Origin of the sequence: Phenylobacterium aquaticum (assembly GCF_947378715.1) — a bacterium.
Taxonomy (GTDB): Bacteria; Pseudomonadota; Alphaproteobacteria; order Caulobacterales; family Caulobacteraceae; genus Phenylobacterium; species Phenylobacterium aquaticum_A.
This window is the reverse complement of the sequence record NZ_CANCLE010000123.1, coordinates 1-12,411: the sequence shown is the minus strand read 5'-3', so window position 1 is coordinate 12,411 and position 12,411 is coordinate 1. Positions and strand designations below refer to the sequence as shown.

The window sequence follows — 12,411 nt, the reverse complement described above, 5'->3', positions numbered from 1 at the left end:
GGGGCGGCCTGCTGTGAACCCCGTTCGGGTCCCCCTTAAGCCTCGACCCCGCCCTTCAGCTTGCGCCACACCGTCATCCGGCTGACGCCCAGCCGGCGCGCGATCTCCACGGGGCCGACGCCGGCGGCTTGCAGGGCGCGGATCTCGTCGGCGGCCGGGGGGCCGCGGCGTTTGCGGGCGGCCCAAGCGGGCTCGACGGCCAGTACGGCGTGGAGGGCGGCGCGCAGGGCGCGGCCGCCGAGGCCCTGGCTGGAGATTTCCTGCTCGGCGACATAGAGGCTCGCGCCGCGTTCCTCGAGGCGTTCAATGGCCTCCAGGGCCGCGCGGGTCGAGCCGCCCAGCTGCTCCAGCCGGGTGACCACCAGCTGGTCTCCCTCCCCGATGAAGTCGAGGATGGAGTTCAGCACCTCGGACTCGTCAGCGTTCAGGCCGTCGGGCTCTTCAGCCCGGACCACGTGACACCCGATCCGTTTCAACGTCGCTGTGTCGTCCGTCGAGCGCTGGTCGCGCAGCCGGACATAACCGATCTTCAACATCCCACCCGTCGCCTGTCAGCTGCCGCGATGATTGCCCGCTAGATCGCAAAAGCGAGGGCCCAGGTCAAAGCGTGTCGTATTAAATCCCGGCAATATTTCTCCGTTATTCGACACAAAAGCCCCCGGCGCCTGCAAAACTATCAGCCGGACTGATGGGTTTGTTAGAAAACCTATGCGCGGGGGCGTCGCAGGATGAATTCCCGATCGACCGTGTCGCCGACCTCGAATCCGTATTCCCCGACTTTCTCGAACCCAAAACGGGCATAGAACCGCTGGGCCCCGTGATTTTCCGACCAGACCCCGATCCACAGGTCGCGCGGACCGGGCGCCTCCAGCCACTCCATGATCACCCGCCACAGCCGCCCGCCGGTCCCGCCGTTCTGGTGCGACTTCAACAGATAGAACCGGTCGAGCTCGCCGCAGCTGGGCGTCACCTCGGGATGGGGCAGCTTGCAGGGGCCGGCCAGGGCGTGGCCGACGATGGTCCCGTCGGCGGTCTCGACCAGCCAGGCGGCCTTGTCCGGGTTGGCGAGATCGGCGCGGGCCTTCTCAAGGCTGTAGGAGGCGGCCAGGAAGGTGGCCAGGTCCTTGGGCGGATAGAGGTGGGCGAAGGTCTCGGTGAAGGTCCGCGCGCCGATCTCGCAGAGGGCTTCGGCGTCTTCAGGGCCGGCGCGACGGATGATCAGCTCTGACATAGTGTTCGCAGCGTCTCGCGTTTCAGGGAGAGATTCGGATGACGGTCGCGCTCTACACCCATGCGGACATGCTCGACCACCGTCCCGGCGCCCGACATGTGGAACGCCCCGAGCGGCTGAAGGCCGTGCTCGATGCGCTGAGCGACGCCTCGGACCTCAAGCTGGAGGCGCGCGACGCCCCGCTGATCTCCCGCGACGACCTGCACCGGGTGCATCTGCCGGCCTATGTCGAGGCGATCTTCGACGCCGCGCCCGACCAGGGCCTGTTGATGCTGGACGATGACACCTTCATGTCGCCGGGGAGCCTCACGGCGGCCCGGCGCGCGGCCGGCTCGGTGGTCCAGGCGGTGCGCGACGTGGCGGCGGGGCAGGGGACGCGGGCCTTCTGCGCGGTGCGCCCGCCTGGCCATCACGCCGAGCCGCACCTGCCCATGGGCTTCTGCATCTTCTCCAATGTGGCGCTGGCCGCCCGCGCCGCCCAGGCGGCTGGTCTGGCCCGGGTCGCGGTGGTCGACTTCGACGTCCACCATGGCAATGGCACCCAGGCGTCGGTCGGCGGGGTCGAGGGGCTGTTCTTCGCCTCGGTCCAGCAGTGGCCCATGTGGCCGGGCACCGGCCATCCGTCGGAGACCACGCCGGACAATATCATCAACGCCGTCGCCCCGCCCAACGCCCCGCGCGAAGTCTGGCGCCACGCCTTCGAGAGCCTGATGAGCCATGTGGACGCCTTCCGACCGGACCTGATCCTGATCTCGGCCGGCTTCGACGCCCACGCCAATGATCCGGTCGGCGATGCGTCCCAGAACCTGGAGGCCGCCGATTTCGCCTGGGCGACCCGGGCCATAGCCGAGGTCGCGCGCCGTCACTCTGGTGGCCGCATCGTTTCCTCCCTGGAGGGCGGCTACGGCCTGGAGGCGCTCGGCCAATCGGCCCTGGCCCACGTCCGGGCCTTGGTCGAGGCCTGATCCCCCAAGTCGCTCCCCTTTTTGGGGGAGCAACCAAGTCGGACCCGATCCCGGTGACGTGATGACCATGGCCCGTTGCGGGGCTGGGCGCGCCTGACTAGTTTGGCGGGCTTTAGTTAGGGACAGCCAATGGCCGACGCCGCCGACGACATCGAAGGGCTCTCGTTCGAGCAGGCCCTGGCCGAGCTGGAGCGCATCGTCGGCCAGCTGGAGTCGGGCCAGGCGCCCCTGGAGCAGTCGATCGCCCTCTATGAGCGCGGCGCCCTCCTCAAAGCCCACTGCGAGAAGCGGCTCGAGGCCGCCCGCCTGCGGGTCGAGAAGATCGTCATGGGGGCCGGCGGCGTCGCGACCGCCGAACCGGCCGAGTTCAACTGATGACCGACCTCGCCCAGCGGGTGGCGGAGGCGGCCGATCTGGTCACGGTGGCGCTGGACGAGCTGCTGCCCCGCGCCGACGGCCCCGAATCGCGGCTGACAGAGGCCATGCGCTATGCGGCGCTCGGGCCCGGCAAGCGGCTGCGCCCGTTCTTTGCGCTTGAGACCGGGCGGATGTTCGACCTCGATGACCGGCCGGTGCTGCGCGCCGCCTGCGCGCTCGAATGCGTCCATGCCTACAGCCTGGTGCATGACGACCTGCCGGCCATGGATGACGACGACACCCGCCGCGGCCGGCCCACCGTGCACAAGGCCTATGACGAGGCCACCGCCATTCTGGCCGGCGACGCCCTGCAGACCGCCGCCTTCGAGATCCTCGCCCATCCCGACACCCACAAGGACGCCCATGTCCGCTCCGACATGGTGCTGAAGCTGGCCCAGGCCAGTGGCGCGCGCGGCATGTGCGGCGGCCAGATGATCGACCTGCTGGGCGTGCGCGACGACCTGGGCGCCGTGGCCCGCATGCAACGGCTGAAGACCGGCGCCCTGATCGCCTGCGCCTTCGAACTGCCGCTGATCATGGCCCACGCCGTTGAGGCCGAGCGCCATGCCCTGATGGCCTTCGCCCAGGATCTGGGCCTCGCCTATCAGATCGTCGACGACCTGTTGGACGTCGAGGGCGACCCGACCGTGCTCGGCAAGAAGGCCGGCAAGGACGCCGCCAAGGGCAAGGCCAACTACGTCACCCTGCTGGGGGCCGGCGGCGCCCGTGAGCGGTTGAACTTGCTCATTGAACAGACGAAAGCCCATCTCGACGCCTTCGGTCCTCGCGCCGAAATTTTGAGGTCGAGCGTCGATTTCGTGCTAGATCGCCGAAGCTGATTTCAAGTGAACAACGCGCCCGACGACATGCCGCCTGTGACCCCTCTGCTCGACACCGTCTCGAAACCTGCGGACATGCGCGGCTTCACCTCGGCGGAGTTGCGACAACTCGCCGATGAACTGCGGGCCGAGACCATCGACGCGGTCTCCCAGACCGGTGGCCACCTCGGCGCGGGCCTGGGCGTGGTCGAGCTGACCGTCGCCCTGCACCATGTCTATCAGACCCCCGACGACATCCTGATCTGGGACGTCGGCCACCAGGCCTATCCGCACAAGATCCTCACCGGCCGCCGCGATCGCATCCGGACGCTACGCCAGGCGGGCGGGCTCTCCGGCTTCACCAAGCGTTCGGAGAGCGCGTACGATCCCTTCGGCGCGGCCCACGCGGCCACCTCGATCTCGGCGGCGCTCGGCTTCTGCGCGGCCCGCGACGCCCACGGCAAGGACAACCGCGTTGTCGCGGTGATCGGTGACGGCTCGATGAGCGCCGGCATGGCCTATGAGGCGATGAACAACGCCTGCGAGACCACGGGCCAGCTGACCGTCATCCTCAACGACAACGACATGTCGATCGCCCCGCCGGTCGGCGGCATGAGCGCCTACATGGCCCGGCTGGTGTCCGGCGGCGGCTATCAGTCCCTGCGCCACCTCGGCAAGTCGATGGTCAAGGTGCTGCCCAAGCCGATGCGGGAAGCCGCCCGCAAGGCCGAGGAATATGCCCGGGGCATGGTCACCGGCGGCACCTTCTTCGAGGAACTGGGCTTCTACTATATCGGCCCGATCGACGGCCACAATCTGGACGCCTTGGTTCCGATTCTCAAGAACGCTAGGGAAATCAAAGACAAGCCGGTGCTTGTGCATGTGGTGACCCAAAAGGGCAAGGGCTATGGCCCGGCCGAGGCCGCCGCGGACAAGCTGCATGCCGTGGTCAAGTTCGACGTGGTCACCGGCCAGCAGGCCAAGGCCCAGGCCGCCGCGCCCACCTATACCAAGGTCTTCGCCCAGGAGCTGATCAAGCAGGCCGAACGTGACGAGCGGATCGTCGCCGTCACCGCCGCCATGGATAGCGGCACCGGTCTCGACCTGTTCGCCAAGCGCTTCCCCGAGCGGATGTTCGACGTCGGCATCGCCGAGCAGCACGCCGTGACCTTCGCCGCCGGCCTGGCCGCCGACGGGATGAAGCCGTTCTGCGCCATCTATTCGACCTTCCTGCAGCGCGGTTATGACCAGGTTGTCCACGACGTGGCGATCCAGAAGCTGCCTGTGCGCTTCGCCATGGACCGCGCCGGCCTGGTCGGCGCCGACGGGGCGACCCACGCCGGCTCCTTCGATGTCGGCTTCATGGGCGCCCTGCCCGGCATGGTGCTGATGGCCGCCGCCGACGAGGCGGAACTGGCCCACATGATCGCCACCGCCACGGCGCTGGACGACCGCCCCTCGGCCTTCCGCTATCCGCGCGGCGAGGGCACCGGCGTGATCATTCCCGACTTCGCCGACCCGCTGGAGATCGGCAAGGGCCGCATCGTCCGCGAGGGCACGGCCGTCGCCATCCTGTCCTTCGGCACGCGCCTGGGCGAAAGCCTCAAGGCCGCCGATGCGCTCGCCGCCCGGGGGCTGTCGGCCACCGTCGCCGACGCTCGCTTCGCCAAGCCGCTCGACATCGACCTGATCCTGCGCCTGGCCCGCGAGCATGAGGCCCTGATCACGGTGGAGGAGGGCGCCATGGGCGGCTTCGGCGCCTTCGTGCTCCAGGCCTTGGCCGAGCATGGCGGTCTGGATCGCGGCCTCAAGGTCCGCACGCTCACCCTGCCCGACATCTTCCAGGACCAGGACAAGCCGGAAGCCATGTACGCCCAGGCCGGCCTCGACGCCGACGGCATCGTCCGCACGGCCCTGGCGGCGCTGGGCGTGGACAACGCCTCGGCCGCAGGCCGCCGGGCCTAGGCCCGAGAGATCACTCGGACCGATTGTTCTTCGCCTCGACGACGCGCCGCCGCTCAGACCGGGGACGCCTCGGCCTTAGGTTCCGTTACGGATTGCACCGCCTTGTGGCGGATGGAGACCAAGGTCCCGGGCTCGGCGTCCGACACCTTGATCTCGGCTTCCAGCTGGCTGGCCAGGGCCTGGATGATATTGGTGCCCAAGCCGGGCTTGGCGCTATCCGGGGCCTTAGGCATGCCGACCCCATCGTCGCGCACCGACAGGCTCCAGTTGGGTCCGGCGGAGTAGTAGCTGACCAGGATCATGCCTTGCCGTCCGCCGGGAAAGGCGTGTTTCAGGGCGTTGATCACCAGCTCGGTGACGATCAGCCCCAGGCTGACCGAGGCGTCGGCGCTGGTGGTGCTGGCGTCGGCCTCGACGCTCAGGGTCAGCTGGTTGTGGTCGCGGATCATCGAGGCGCCGATGCTGTCGCACAGCTGGGTGAAGTAGCCGCGCAGCTCCACATCTCCCACCCGTGAGGCCGCCAGCTGCTGCTGCAAGGTGGCGATCGACATCACCCGATTGTGCGCGTCTTCCAGATAGGCGCGTGTCTCGTCCTGCTGAGCCTTGCGGGCGGTCTGCAGGATGATGCTGGCGATGATCTGTAGGCTGTTGGCCACCCGGTGCTGCAGCTCCTGCAACAGGATGGCTTTTTCCTGGACCAGGTCGTCCTTGATCTTTTCGGCGAGCCGGGCGTCGGTGACATCAATGACGGTGAGCATCAGTCGCACCGCCTGGTCGACCCCATAGTTCAGCTTGCGGGCGCTCAGCACCAGCCGGCGCGGCCTCTGACCCTTGGCCTTCAAATCCATTTCATAGGCCGGGACCTCGGCATGGTCCGAGGCGGCGGCGCGCAGCAGAGAGCCCAGTTGCGGCACGTTCCATTCCCCGTCGCCCAGGTTCAGCACCGGCTGGCCGACGGCCTCGATCGGCGGAATGTGGAAGGCCTGGCAAAAGGAGCCGCTGGCCGCGAGCACGGTCAGGTCGCCATCCAGCAGCAGCAAGGGCGCCGTCGAGGATCCCACCACCGCCAGGGCGAGACTTAGGGCGGCGTCGGGGGAGATCGGCGCGGACGATGGCACGGGGCGGTCTCGTGAATTCCAGAGGCTCGCGATGCGAAAGCCATCCCCGGACGGTCGACGAAGCGTGGAAACATCTTAAGGTCGAGCTTGATGACCGATGTAAATCTAAGTTTAGCACGCGAGCCGCAGGCTGACTTGAGTAAAATCAAATAACTTAAGAGCTTAGAGGCGGCCACGCCCGAACGTCGGCCCTAGCGGCAAGGCCCCAGGAACCGCCGCACCAGGCTCATTGGCGCCGGCGGCGGGGCGATGGTCTCGCCCTTGGCGGCCAGGCTGATCTGGCCGCTCCGGGCGAAGGCTTCCATCAACGGCGACCGCGTGGAGATCTCGCCGGTGGCCACCGAGGCGCCGGTGGCGGCGTCGGCCTGCATCAAGCCGCGCAGATTGGCGCTCAGCCCCATGGAGCTGAACACCACGGTCGCCGGCCACGGCGCGCGCACCCCGGACCCATCGACCCAGACGCCGGCCTCCTGGTGGTCGGCCTGGCGGCCGTTCAGGGCGTATTCGCTGGTCACCTGGCCTGATCCGCGCGCGCAGGTCAGGCGCAGGGTCATCTTGCCCGTGGCCGGATCGATGTAGCTGAGCGTGGTCGGCGCGTCCTTGGGCGCCTCGGCGTACCAGGTCGCGGGCGGTTGGGCGGCCATCGCCCCAGCGGGGGCGGCGATGGCCAACAGGGCGAAGGCGAGCGTCCTCATGCGCAGAGGCTAGCATCGGCGCATGGCGGTTCCTAGGCGATCAAACCCCGTTCACCGCATTGGAGAGATGGTCGGCAACTTCTGCCCACCTCCGTCCTCAGAACGGCTGGAACCGCTCGACCACGGACTGCATGCCCGGGACCTTCTGCACGCGGCTGATGTCGCCACGGCCGCCATAGCTGATCCGCGCCTCGGCGATCTGACTGTTCTTGATGGTGTTGGTCGAGGAAATGTCCTCCGGCCGCACGATCCCGGCCACGGTCAGCTGGCGCAGCTCGGCGTTGGTGCGCACCTCCTGGGTGCCCTGGATCACCAGATTGCCGTTGGGCAGCACGGCGGAGACCACCGCGGCGATGGTCAGCGAGATCTTCTCCGCCCGGTTCACCGAGCCGGTGCCGGTGTTGTTGGAGCCGGTCTTGGTCTCCAGCGCATTGGTCGGGTCGAAATTGTTATGCGGCGGCAGGAAGCGGCCGATCTTGCCCTCCAGGCCCAGAAGATGCGGCACGGCGGCGGTCATGCCGGAGGTGCGCTGGCTGGTCGAGGTGTTCTGGGTCTTGGCCGAGTCGTCGATCTCGATCAGCACGGTGAGGATGTCGCCGATCTTGCGGGCCCGCTGGTCCATGAAGAAGGCCCGGCCCCCGGCGCGCCAAAGCGAATTGGCCGAGGCCGGCGGCGGGTTGTTCTGCGCATCGATCACCACCTGCTGCATGGGGGCGAGGGCGGCGGGATAGCCCACCGGCGCCAGATCGGGGCCTTTCATGGCCTCCTGGACGGTGGAGCAGGCGGCAAGCGGCAGGAGGCCGAGGGCGAGGATCAGGGGGAGGCGGAGGCGCATGAGCAGGAATCCTCTAGCGGAGCGCGATCTGGGAACGGCCGGGGGTGCGCATAAGGTCGGCCTGGGGGCCGATCACGGCCTGGCCGGGACCTGAGGCGGTGGCCTGCAAGGTCTTCTTGGAACTGGGGTTCAGGACCATCAGGGTGTCGCCGATGGCGGCGGCGCCGAGCGCCTTGCCCTCCATGGCCAGGCTGATGCCACCGCCCAGATAGGTGACGGTCACGGTGTCGCCGGTGCGGATCACCTGGGGGGCGGAGACGTCGCGCTGCGAGACGGCGGCGCCCTGGCGCAGGGGGCGGCGCGCCGCCTGGCCGATCACCGCATCGGCGTCGCGGGGGCTGTCGGACGGTGCGGCGGCGACCTTGCCCCAGACCAGGTCCTCAGGCTGCAGGATGTCGCCGGTCGACAGGCTGCGGGCATAGGTCAGGATCTCGACATTGCCTTGGCCGGAGCCGGTCTGGGCTTGGCTGGACGAGGCTTGCCCGGACGCGGCGAGGCCCGTGTCGCCGCCCTTGACCACGATGCGGCGCAGGCCGTCGCTATTGGCCCAGTCCAGGCCGGCCCGGCGGGCCAAGCCCTGCACGGCGCCGGCGTCCAGCACGACGAGGCTGCCGGTCCGCTGGGCCACGGCCACCTTGGAGGCCGCCCCGGCGCCTTCGAAGATGTCGCCCAGGGTGACGACGGCGTCGGCGCTCCAGGCGTCGGTCTTCAGGGTCACGGTCTGGCCGGCCAGCGCCGGCAGGGCTGTGAGCGCCAGGCTCAGGCCCAGGATCAGGGCGCGCATCATCCTAGCCCTTCAGCTGGTTGGCGGTGGCCAGCATCTGGTCGGACGAGGTGATCACCTTGGAGTTCATTTCATAGGCCCGCTGGGCGGTGATCAGGGCGGTGATCTCGGTCACCGCGTCGACGTTGGAGGCCTCGGTATAGCCCTGCAGCACCGTGCCGAATCCGGCCGAGCCGGGGGCTCCGGTGGTGGGCGCGCCCGACGAGCCGCTCTGCAGGAACAGGTTGCTGCCGATGGCTTCCAGGCCGGCCTGGTTGATGAAATTGGCCAGTTCCAGATTGCCGATCACCGAGGGCGTGGTGGAGCCGGGCTGGGAGACCTCCACCTGGCCGGTCTTGGAGATCGAGACCTTGGTGGCGTCCGACGGGATCGTGATCGCCGGCTGGATCTGATAGCCCTCATTGGTCACCAGCTGGCCGTCGCCATTGACCGACAGGTTGCCGGCCCGGCTGAAGGCGATGTCGCCGCTGGGCATCAGCACCTGGAAATAGCCGCGTCCGTCGATCGCCATGTCCAGGTCGTTGCCGGTCGCGGTCATCGCGCCCTGCTCGGTGATCCGATAGACCGAACCGGTCTTCACGCCCGCCCCGATCTGGATGCCGGTCGGCACCACCGTGCCCTGGTCGGAGGACTGGGCGCCGGCCCGTTCCATGGTCTGGTAGAGCAGATCCTGGAACTCGGCCCGCTGGCGCTTGAAGCCGACGGTGTTCATGTTGGCGATGTTGTTGGAGATGACCTCGACATTGAGCTGCTGGGCAGCCATGCCGGTCGCGGCGGTGCGAAGTGCTTGCATCTCTTAGATTTCCCTATTGCACCCGACCCAGCCGCGTAATCGAGCGGCTGGAGAGGTCGGCGCTGTTGTCCATCATCTTGGCCATCGACTCGTAGGCCCGGGTGACCTCGAGCATGTGGGTCATTTCGGCGATGGTGTTCACGTTGGAGCCTTCCAGCATGCCCTGGCGGACCAGGGTGTCGGAGGCGGTGGCGGGCTGCAGGTTCGAGGTGTTCTTGTAGAGGTTGTCCCCGGTCTTCTCGAGGACGGACAGGCTGTCGAAGCGCACCACGCCCACCTTGCCGATACGGTCGGAACCCTGGCTGACCGTGCCGTCGCGGGCGACCAGCACGGCGCCTTTTTCCGGGTCGATGGTGATCTCGCCGCCGCCCTCGTCCAGCACGGGCTTGCCGTCCTGGGTGGTCAGCTTGCCCAGGTCGTCCATCCGGAAGTGGCCGTCGCGGGTGTAGCGTTCGCCCTGGGGCGTCGAGACTTTGAAGAAGCCCTGGCCTTCCAGCCCCAGATCGAAGGGCGAGTCGGTGCGGCTCAGGCCGCCCTGGCCGAAGTCGCGGGCGACGCCGCGATCCAGCACGAACTTGACCGGGGCGGGGGCGCCAAAGGTGGTGGCCGGGGCCATCGGCTGCTCGCCGACCATCAGGCTCTCGACCTTGAACCCCGTCGTATTGGCGTTGGCGATGTTGTTGGCCACGATGTCCAGCTCCCTGCGGAGGGTCATCTGGCGCGACAGGCCGACATAAAGGGTGTTGTCCATAAGACGTTTACGGCTTGGTTGATGCGACACTTTCGTCGGTCTCAGCCCTGCAAGCCTTGGGCCAGTCTGAAAGACCAGCAAAAACAACAGACAATAAAGTTAACGGCGACCCGTCGGCGGATTTTGCCGGGCGTCCGTTTGGCCCCGTTAACAGGGGTTAAAAACTGATCCTTAACGAAACGCGTCGCATGAGGAGGCGATAAGATTCTAAGGAACCGCGCGCGTGTCCAAGGACAAGGCCAAGGAAGCGCCCGCCGGCGAGGCCGGTGAGGGCGAGGACGGCGAAGCGCCGGCCAAGAAGAAACCCCCGATGATGATCATCATCATCGCTGCGGTGGTGGCTGTCCTGGTGCTGGGCGGCGGTGGAACCGCCGTGTTCCTGATGATGAAGCCCAAGCCCGAGGCGGCCGGCGACAAGAAGGCCGGCGAGCACGACAAGAAGAAAAAGGACGAGAAAAAGGGCGAGAAAGGCAAGGAAGACAAGGACGCGCCGAAGGTGGCCGAGGGCCCCAACGGCGTGCTGTTCGTCACGCTGCCGGACGTGGTGGTCAATATGCAGACCGCCGATGGCCGCCCGACCTTCCTGAAGCTCAAGCTCACCCTGGAAATGCCCGATCAGGACGCGGTCGATGCGCTCACCCCGAACATGCCCAGGCTGCAGGACATGTTCCAATCCTTCCTGCGTGAGCTGCGCCCCGAGGACCTGCAAGGCTCGCAGGGCTCCTACCAGCTGCGCATGGAGATCCAGCGCCGGGTCAATCTGGTGATCGCGCCCTCGAAGGCCAACGCCGTGCTCATCGAGGAGATGTTGATCAACTAGGGCGCTCGCCCCTGATCACCTGACAGCATGGCAGACGAATTCGAAAATGGCGGCGGTGGTGGCGAGGAGGGCGGCTGGGACCTGGACCAGTCGGCCGAGAGCGTCATCGGCTCCGAGCGGATCCTCAATCAGGACGAGATCGACAGCCTGCTGGGCTTCGATCTCTCCGACGAGGAGGCCGCCGAGCGCTCCGGCATCCGGGCGATCATCAATTCGGCCCTGGTGTCCTACGAACGCCTGCCGATGCTGGAAATCGTCTTCGACCGCCTCGTGCGGTACATGACGACCTCCCTGCGCAACTTCACCTCCGACAACGTCGAGGTCAGCCTCGACAACATCTCCTCCATCCGGTTCGGCGACTATCTGAACTCGATCCCGCTGCCGGCCATCCTGTCGGTGTTCAAGGCCGAGGAGCTGGAGAACTACGGTCTGCTGACCGTCGATTCCAACCTGATCTATTCCATCGTCGACGTGCTGCTCGGCGGCCGTCGCGGCACAGCGGCCATGCGCATCGAGGGCCGGCCCTACACCACCATCGAACGCGTGCTGGTGCAGCGGATGGTCGAGGTGGTGCTGGCCGACGCCCGCCTGGCCTTCGAGCCCCTGACCCCGGTGACCTTCACCCTCGACCGGCTGGAGACCAATCCGCGCTTCGCCGCCATCGCCCGGCCGGCCAACGCCGCCATCCTGGTGAAGCTGCGGATCGACATGGAGGACCGGGGCGGCCGCATCGAGCTGCTGCTGCCCTACGCCACCCTCGAACCCATCCGTAAGATGCTGCTGCAGCAGTTCATGGGTGAGAAGTTCGGCCGCGACAATATCTGGGAAGGCCACTTGGCCACCGAGCTCTGGACCACCCAGATGGACGTCCGCGCGGTGCTGGACGAGCAGCAGATCAGCCTGAAGGAGGTCCTGAACCTCCAGGTCGGCCAGACGGTGATGCTGAACGCCACCCCTGACAGCTTGATCGAGCTGCGCGCCGGCTCGATCCCCCTCACCTATGGCCGCATGGGCCGCCGCAATCACCACATCGCCATCCGGGTCGAGGCGCCTTTGTCGCCCAAGGCCCGGCAAGCCGTGCAGAGGACCAAATGAGCATCGCCGCCCTCGGCCTGAACCTGCTCCTCGCAGCCCTGCTGCTCGCCGCGCTCGGCGTCGGCTTCCGTCTGAACGGCCGGCTCAAGGCCCTGCGCGACAGCCATGAGGGCTTCGCCCGGGC

Annotated in this window: 14 protein-coding genes; 6 read left to right on the top strand and 8 right to left on the bottom strand. The window is 67.6% G+C overall.

Going from position 1 to position 12,411, the window contains the following annotated elements; all coding sequences use genetic code 11:
• Positions 1 to 35: 35 nt before the first annotated feature.
• Together Q7P21_RS14980 and Q7P21_RS14975 are read right to left on the bottom strand one after the other, a co-directional pair.
• Positions 36 to 536, bottom strand: coding sequence for a recombinase family protein (locus Q7P21_RS14980; protein WP_304169828.1), 501 nt, complete (start codon positions 534 to 536; stop codon positions 36 to 38).
• 170 nt (positions 537 to 706) lie between these two features.
• Entirely contained in the window at positions 707 to 1,231 is a 525-nt protein-coding gene (locus tag Q7P21_RS14975; RefSeq protein WP_304177692.1) for a GNAT family N-acetyltransferase, read from the bottom strand.
• A 38-nt stretch (positions 1,232 to 1,269) separates the two neighbouring features.
• On the opposite strand from Q7P21_RS14975, the gene Q7P21_RS14970 reads away from it, so the two are divergent.
• The 4 genes from Q7P21_RS14970 (at position 1,270) to dxs (ending at position 5,396) form a co-directional block, all read left to right on the top strand.
• A complete protein-coding gene (locus Q7P21_RS14970) occupies positions 1,270 to 2,196 on the top strand; it encodes a histone deacetylase family protein (protein ID WP_304177691.1) in 927 nt (308 codons plus the stop codon).
• A gap of 129 nt (positions 2,197 to 2,325) precedes the next feature.
• Complete coding sequence (locus tag Q7P21_RS14965; RefSeq protein WP_304169822.1) at positions 2,326 to 2,571, top strand: exodeoxyribonuclease VII small subunit; 246 nt, start codon at positions 2,326 to 2,328, stop codon at positions 2,569 to 2,571.
• The gene (locus Q7P21_RS14960; protein ID WP_304169820.1) at positions 2,571 to 3,452 is read left to right on the top strand and encodes a polyprenyl synthetase family protein; all 882 of its coding nucleotides are present in this window, start codon (positions 2,571 to 2,573) and stop codon (positions 3,450 to 3,452) included. Before Q7P21_RS14965 ends, Q7P21_RS14960 begins: the two co-directional genes overlap by 1 nt.
• A gap of 27 nt (positions 3,453 to 3,479) precedes the next feature.
• Positions 3,480 to 5,396: a 1-deoxy-D-xylulose-5-phosphate synthase gene (gene dxs, locus Q7P21_RS14955; RefSeq protein ID WP_304169848.1), complete on the top strand. Its 1,917-nt coding sequence runs from the start codon at positions 3,480 to 3,482 to the stop codon at positions 5,394 to 5,396.
• 53 nt (positions 5,397 to 5,449) lie between these two features.
• Here dxs and Q7P21_RS14950 read toward each other — a convergent pair whose 3' ends face one another.
• The 6 genes from Q7P21_RS14950 to flgF form a co-directional block, all read right to left on the bottom strand.
• Positions 5,450 to 6,514 carry a sensor histidine kinase gene (locus Q7P21_RS14950; RefSeq protein ID WP_304169818.1) on the bottom strand — a complete coding sequence of 355 codons (1,065 nt, stop codon included), beginning with the start codon at positions 6,512 to 6,514 and terminating at the stop codon, positions 5,450 to 5,452.
• Between the two features lie 191 nt (positions 6,515 to 6,705).
• Positions 6,706 to 7,209 carry a hypothetical protein gene (locus Q7P21_RS14945; protein ID WP_304177689.1) on the bottom strand — a complete coding sequence of 168 codons (504 nt, stop codon included), beginning with the start codon at positions 7,207 to 7,209 and terminating at the stop codon, positions 6,706 to 6,708.
• Positions 7,210 to 7,306: 97 nt separating this feature from the next.
• Entirely contained in the window at positions 7,307 to 8,044 is a 738-nt protein-coding gene (gene flgH / locus Q7P21_RS14940) for a flagellar basal body L-ring protein FlgH (protein WP_304168517.1), read from the bottom strand.
• Between the two features lie 13 nt (positions 8,045 to 8,057).
• Complete coding sequence (gene flgA / locus Q7P21_RS14935; RefSeq protein WP_304168521.1) at positions 8,058 to 8,828, bottom strand: flagellar basal body P-ring formation chaperone FlgA; 771 nt, start codon at positions 8,826 to 8,828, stop codon at positions 8,058 to 8,060.
• Positions 8,829 to 8,832: 4 nt separating this feature from the next.
• The gene (gene flgG, locus Q7P21_RS14930; RefSeq protein WP_304168516.1) at positions 8,833 to 9,621 is read right to left on the bottom strand and encodes a flagellar basal-body rod protein FlgG; all 789 of its coding nucleotides are present in this window, start codon (positions 9,619 to 9,621) and stop codon (positions 8,833 to 8,835) included.
• Positions 9,622 to 9,634: 13 nt separating this feature from the next.
• Complete coding sequence (gene flgF, locus Q7P21_RS14925) at positions 9,635 to 10,372, bottom strand: flagellar basal-body rod protein FlgF (RefSeq protein ID WP_304168514.1); 738 nt, start codon at positions 10,370 to 10,372, stop codon at positions 9,635 to 9,637.
• A gap of 223 nt (positions 10,373 to 10,595) precedes the next feature.
• On the opposite strand from flgF, the gene Q7P21_RS14920 reads away from it, so the two are divergent.
• Both Q7P21_RS14920 and fliM read left to right on the top strand, forming a co-directional pair.
• The gene (locus tag Q7P21_RS14920; protein WP_304168512.1) at positions 10,596 to 11,192 is read left to right on the top strand and encodes a flagellar basal body-associated FliL family protein; all 597 of its coding nucleotides are present in this window, start codon (positions 10,596 to 10,598) and stop codon (positions 11,190 to 11,192) included.
• Positions 11,193 to 11,219: 27 nt separating this feature from the next.
• Positions 11,220 to 12,287, top strand: a complete 1,068-nt coding sequence (gene fliM / locus Q7P21_RS14915; protein WP_304168509.1) for a flagellar motor switch protein FliM — start codon at positions 11,220 to 11,222, stop codon at positions 12,285 to 12,287.
• Positions 12,288 to 12,411 lie beyond the last annotated feature (124 nt).

Excerpts from the sequence above, each read along its gene's own strand:
- flgA (WP_304168521.1), bottom strand. The coding sequence starts at position 8,828 with ATGCGCGCCCTGATCCTGGGCCTGAGCCTGGCGCTCACAGCCCTGCCG.
- dxs (WP_304169848.1), top strand. The coding sequence starts at position 3,480 with ATGCCGCCTGTGACCCCTCTGCTCGACACCGTCTCGAAACCTGCGGAC.
- Q7P21_RS14980 (WP_304169828.1), bottom strand. The coding sequence starts at position 536 with ATGTTGAAGATCGGTTATGTCCGGCTGCGCGACCAGCGCTCGACGGAC.
- flgG (WP_304168516.1), bottom strand. The coding sequence starts at position 9,621 with ATGCAAGCACTTCGCACCGCCGCGACCGGCATGGCTGCCCAGCAGCTC.
- Q7P21_RS14945 (WP_304177689.1), bottom strand. The coding sequence starts at position 7,209 with ATGAGGACGCTCGCCTTCGCCCTGTTGGCCATCGCCGCCCCCGCTGGG.
- Q7P21_RS14960 (WP_304169820.1), top strand. The coding sequence starts at position 2,571 with ATGACCGACCTCGCCCAGCGGGTGGCGGAGGCGGCCGATCTGGTCACG.
- flgF (WP_304168514.1), bottom strand. The coding sequence starts at position 10,372 with ATGGACAACACCCTTTATGTCGGCCTGTCGCGCCAGATGACCCTCCGC.
- fliM (WP_304168509.1), top strand. The coding sequence starts at position 11,220 with ATGGCAGACGAATTCGAAAATGGCGGCGGTGGTGGCGAGGAGGGCGGC.
- flgH (WP_304168517.1), bottom strand. The coding sequence starts at position 8,044 with ATGCGCCTCCGCCTCCCCCTGATCCTCGCCCTCGGCCTCCTGCCGCTT.
- Q7P21_RS14965 (WP_304169822.1), top strand. The coding sequence starts at position 2,326 with ATGGCCGACGCCGCCGACGACATCGAAGGGCTCTCGTTCGAGCAGGCC.
- Q7P21_RS14975 (WP_304177692.1), bottom strand. The coding sequence starts at position 1,231 with ATGTCAGAGCTGATCATCCGTCGCGCCGGCCCTGAAGACGCCGAAGCC.
- Q7P21_RS14970 (WP_304177691.1), top strand. The coding sequence starts at position 1,270 with ATGACGGTCGCGCTCTACACCCATGCGGACATGCTCGACCACCGTCCC.